Annotated in this window: 4 protein-coding genes; 2 read left to right on the forward strand and 2 right to left on the reverse strand. The window is 37.1% G+C overall.

Going from position 1 to position 4478, the window contains the following annotated elements; all coding sequences use genetic code 11:
• Positions 1 to 866 (forward strand): putative bifunctional diguanylate cyclase/phosphodiesterase (locus ACTRWE_RS18840; protein ID WP_462880498.1); only part of this gene is annotated, 866 nt, incomplete at its 5' end.
• Positions 867 to 1474: 608 nt separating this feature from the next.
• On the opposite strand, the gene ACTRWE_RS18845 is transcribed toward ACTRWE_RS18840, so the two are convergent.
• Positions 1475 to 2206, reverse strand: coding sequence for a hypothetical protein (locus ACTRWE_RS18845; protein WP_462880499.1), 732 nt, complete (start codon positions 2204 to 2206; stop codon positions 1475 to 1477).
• Positions 2207 to 2366: 160 nt separating this feature from the next.
• Positions 2367 to 2798: an HNH endonuclease gene (locus tag ACTRWE_RS18850; RefSeq protein ID WP_462880500.1), complete on the reverse strand. Its 432-nt coding sequence runs from the start codon at positions 2796 to 2798 to the stop codon at positions 2367 to 2369.
• A 691-nt stretch (positions 2799 to 3489) separates the two neighbouring features.
• On the opposite strand from ACTRWE_RS18850, the gene ACTRWE_RS18855 reads away from it, so the two are divergent.
• Positions 3490 to 4410 (forward strand): WYL domain-containing protein, encoded by a 921-nt coding sequence (locus ACTRWE_RS18855; protein ID WP_462880501.1) that lies wholly within the window; start codon positions 3490 to 3492, stop codon positions 4408 to 4410.
• Positions 4411 to 4478 lie beyond the last annotated feature (68 nt).

The raw sequence follows: 4478 nt of genomic DNA on the forward strand, positions 1-4478 counted from the left end.
CTTACGAGTCTTTATTTAACAAATTAGACTATGCACAAAAACAAGCCAAAAAGTTGTCTCCTTTTGGTTATTACTTTGCAGATTTAGATGCATTAAAACGTTACGAACGTACTAATAAGATTCGCTATTTACTAATAAATGTTGATAAAAGTGATGAATTAACACTGGTACTACAGCCACAATTTATTAATGAAAATACCTTTAATTCAGCCGAAGCATTATTACGTTGGGATTCTGAGGAATTAGGCGTAATAAGCCCTGGGGAATTTATCCCCCTAGCAGAAGAGAGTGAAGCCATTATTAAAATTGGCGATTGGGTGGTTGATCAAGTATGTAAGTTGCTGCATAAAGTCAGCCAAGCAGGAAAAAACACCTGTATTGCAGTTAACATTAGCGCTAAACAAATTGTAGCCCCCGATTTTAAGGAAAAATTGCTCGCCAGTGTTCATAAGTGGCAAGTGTCACCACGTAACTTAGTGATTGAGCTGACCGAAACGACTTTAGTGTCAGACATCGAACTAGTAAAAGAGACTATGCTTGAACTTAATAAAAAGGGCTTTAGGTTTTCAATTGATGACTTTGGAACGGGTTATTCAAGCCTGAGTTATTTGAAAGAGTTGCCAATTTCTGAGCTTAAAATAGATAAATACTTTGTCGATGGCATTATGGATACTGATGATAATTCAAGTAAAACTATTGTGAATATGATCATCGACATGGCCAGTGCTTTAGGCGTAAATAGCGTTGCTGAAGGCGTTGAGGAACCTGCGCAATTTAATTATTTAAAGCAGCGCGGTTGCAACTTATTTCAAGGCTATTTATTTTCAAAGCCACTGCCTATTGAACAGTGGAAAGAGTGCCTTTAATAAACGGCAACGGAGCGCGGGCAACGGGCAACGAGTTTCGGGGAACCACCGCGTTTTAATTGTTTTGTAGGCGGGGCTTTACGCCGCGCACATGTAACTTTTTTAAAGATTAAAGGCGAAAGGTTACGAGCGACGTGGCGCGGGTAAATTAAAATTTTTTGTAGACGTAGAGCTTGCTCACGTTAGCCGCAGGGCGGCTTATTGTTATATTTTTTAGTTATTTTATTTACCACAGAGGTAAAGAGAACACAGAGTAAGAGATTAAAGTGACTAGGTGCTAGGACTTATAGCCCGAAACCCGTTACCCGCAGCCGTGGCTTTTCTCGGTGTATCAAAATAAACTATAATTTGATTTTTAATAATGAAGTTATGAATTAACTTTAGATATTACTGAGGATACTTAGAAATAGTGGGGCGATTGACGGGGCTCGAACCCGCGACAACCGGAATCACAATCCGGCTATCGAAAGTGGATTAAATTAGAGCCACATTTTAAACTAGATATTATAGGGTTTTACTATCGAATCAGTCCGAGTTAGTACAAACTATAAAATTACTTTCATACCCTAAAATCTCAAAAATAGTAATATGGGTATTTACATCGACTATTAAATACTTTCATTACTGGAATTACACTCGTCTAAGGCATACCTTCGAAACGACATGTATTTGGTAAAACTGGCTTTTATAATCACTTTCCCGTTTGGTGATTTCCCAGCATGGCTAACAATAATTATGTCTGAACCATCTAATTCACTGACACTTTTCAGCTTAAAGTTTCTTAGTAGTTCTGCTTTTTGATTTTTATCTAGCAAAATACTGGGCTCTGTTCGGTAATCGCCGTAGTTAAGCCATAGTTGTCCAGTTTTATCTTCATTAAGGTTGTTTATTGTTCCCCAGAATATTCTTGATTTAGCTAACTGAGTAGAAGATATATTGTTAATAGGCACCAAAAAATCTTTTAGTTGGCCATCAATGATTTTCCGTCCAGAATCTGCAACTATGGTGATACTTTGTCCTCGTTCCGCATAATTAGGGTTTTTACATAAATGATTCAATAATTGCCTAAGTGACTTATTTAATGGATAGCCATCTGAACCACCAATAGTCTTTTTCTGGGATGAGAGGGACCAATCAGAATGCTCTTCACCGTGTTTGTTATTTTCTTGAGAAACATATATCGAATGACTATTAGATTTATCTAGATCAACACGAATATCTGCTGATGGTGACTCTGATTCACTACCTTCTTCAGAGTCGCCATCAGTAGGGCCTAAAACCACAGTAGATGCAGCGCAACCCTCTTTGTGGTGAGCTGCGAAACAGGCCATTCTTTCCATTTTTTCTGTAGTGAAGCCTTTGATAAACCAGGTCTTTTGTTTTCATTCAGGACAGACTATTAAACCACGGTATTTATCAGGTTCGTTATTATAGTCAACTGTGGAGCAAAGTGTGCCGTCTTCTATATATTTAGAGTAGATCATTTAGTCATCCTTGAATTTAACTACTTGCCCCAATAAGAGCTCCTGTTACAGCACCTATAATACTACCAATTAGGCCAAATCCCATACCCACAGTAGCCCCAGCTCCTGCCCTTACTAATATCTTTTTTTTCCTTAGTTCAGCTTTGTATTTTTTAGATTTTGGTACTGCAGTTAAGCCTTTACTAAGCCTAGCTGATTTGGTCGATGTATTCCCTTTTTGCCTATTACATGAAATACAAGCAGGTTGATAATTATTCATATGATTGCTTCCACCCTTAGAAACCGGTATGGAGTGGTCAATTTCCCAAGCACCTCTAGCTCCAATCACACCATAATTTTTCTTGATTACTCTTTTATTACAAAGGTGGCAATACCCATCAGTTTTTTCATAAACTTTTAATTTCTTTTCATCATCAAACTTTGGACGATATACAGTTTTTCTATTCATAATTAATTCTTATATCTTTAGTTGAAGAGGTGCCTACGAAGTGGGCACCACTATTAAATATTACGTTTATACTCGTTATGATGCTGGTGCTGAGCGCCAGTGATTACACACTTGCTCCCAACGACCAAATCTAAAACGAGGATATGATGTGACATGAATTACCTTTGCTTTATTCATGGCAAACCCTCCTTATTTTTCTTTTGGAGGTGACTCTTGTAATGTGAAACAACTAAAGTTATGCTTAAAACTCATCATGTGAAGATGTTTAAGTATAGCTGCGGGGCTTGAGACCTCCGTTATACTGCCCGATAGAAAATATTGTCCAGATATTGGCTATCAAGTTTCACAGAAAATAGGTATTAGCTTTAGCTAATACCTATTTTTCTTTTCTTACGCCCTTAAATTTTTCACCATCTGACTTTACATCCATGAACCTTCCTGTGTTCGCATCACGTTTAACCCAGTGACCGCTTGAAGTCTGGGTTTGAGAGCGTTGACGAACTGCTCCGTGCCTTCTATTATCACCTGTCTTACCGTTAGTAGCCATTTTGGCCTCCACATAAATAGTTTAAAATACCACCGAATGTCGGCTTATAAATAACCTTACATGATCATTTTGATTAGATCAACTGGTTTTTTTTATCTTTTTATGTAATTATAATTAGTAGGAGCTGTGTGTGGGAGGAGTTATATGACAGACATAAATGAAATAGCAAAAAATGTACATGATAGATTAGAGTTTTTAGAGTTTATGCTGAGGTTTAGAGGCTGGATATCTAGAGCTGACCTAACAGAGCGCTTTGGCTTGAAAGAAGCTGCGGCAACTCGGGATATAAGACTCTATCGAGATCATGCGGAAAAAAACATGGAACTAAATCCTCGTACTAAAATATATGAAATAAAGGAAGACACCTTTAAGCCTTTGTTTAATTTACCTGTTCAAACGGCTTTATCAAAAATAAGAACTGAAAAAATTTGTGAAGCTATGGGTATGTCAGATTTCGGAGGTGTAATGTGTCCCCCTAGGTTATCTCTTCCTAACATAGATTTATTAGCAAATATAACTAGAGCTATATCTTCGGGTTCACGCTTAGATGTAGATTATTTCTCTGTAAAAAGTGGCTCATCTAAAAAAAGTCTTTTACCTCATGCTATTTTTGATAATGGTGTTCATTGGTATATAAGAGCTCAAGACACCAAAGATGGTAAATTTAAATCTTATGCTTTAACTAGATTTGTTAGTGCAAACCTTGATCATGATTCAGTATTACAACCAGAGATTAAAGCAAAAGATTACCAATGGAACCGGATGGTTCAGTTAGAGTTAGTTCCTCATCCAAATAGAAAAAACGTTAGTAAACCTGAAACGATTATCCATGATTTAAATATGAATGATGGTTGTTTAAAGGTTATGGTCAGAGCAACAGTTGCGGGATATTGGTTGCACCTCTGGGATGTTGACTGTACGGAAGATCATAGTTTGCAAGGATATAACTACCAGCTTTGGCTAAGAAACCATCAAACTTTGTATGATGTTGAAAGTCGTGGAATAGCGCCAGGTTTATCAAAGTATCATGAAGATGAACCTATTTCTAACATACACCAAGAGTAAAAGAGTTAATAGCTATCGGATGCTGCATTAAAGTGGTCAACTAATTTTGGCCACATATCAAATCTTAG

The organism is Pseudoalteromonas sp. G5_S1_54_S4 (genome assembly GCF_054968565.1).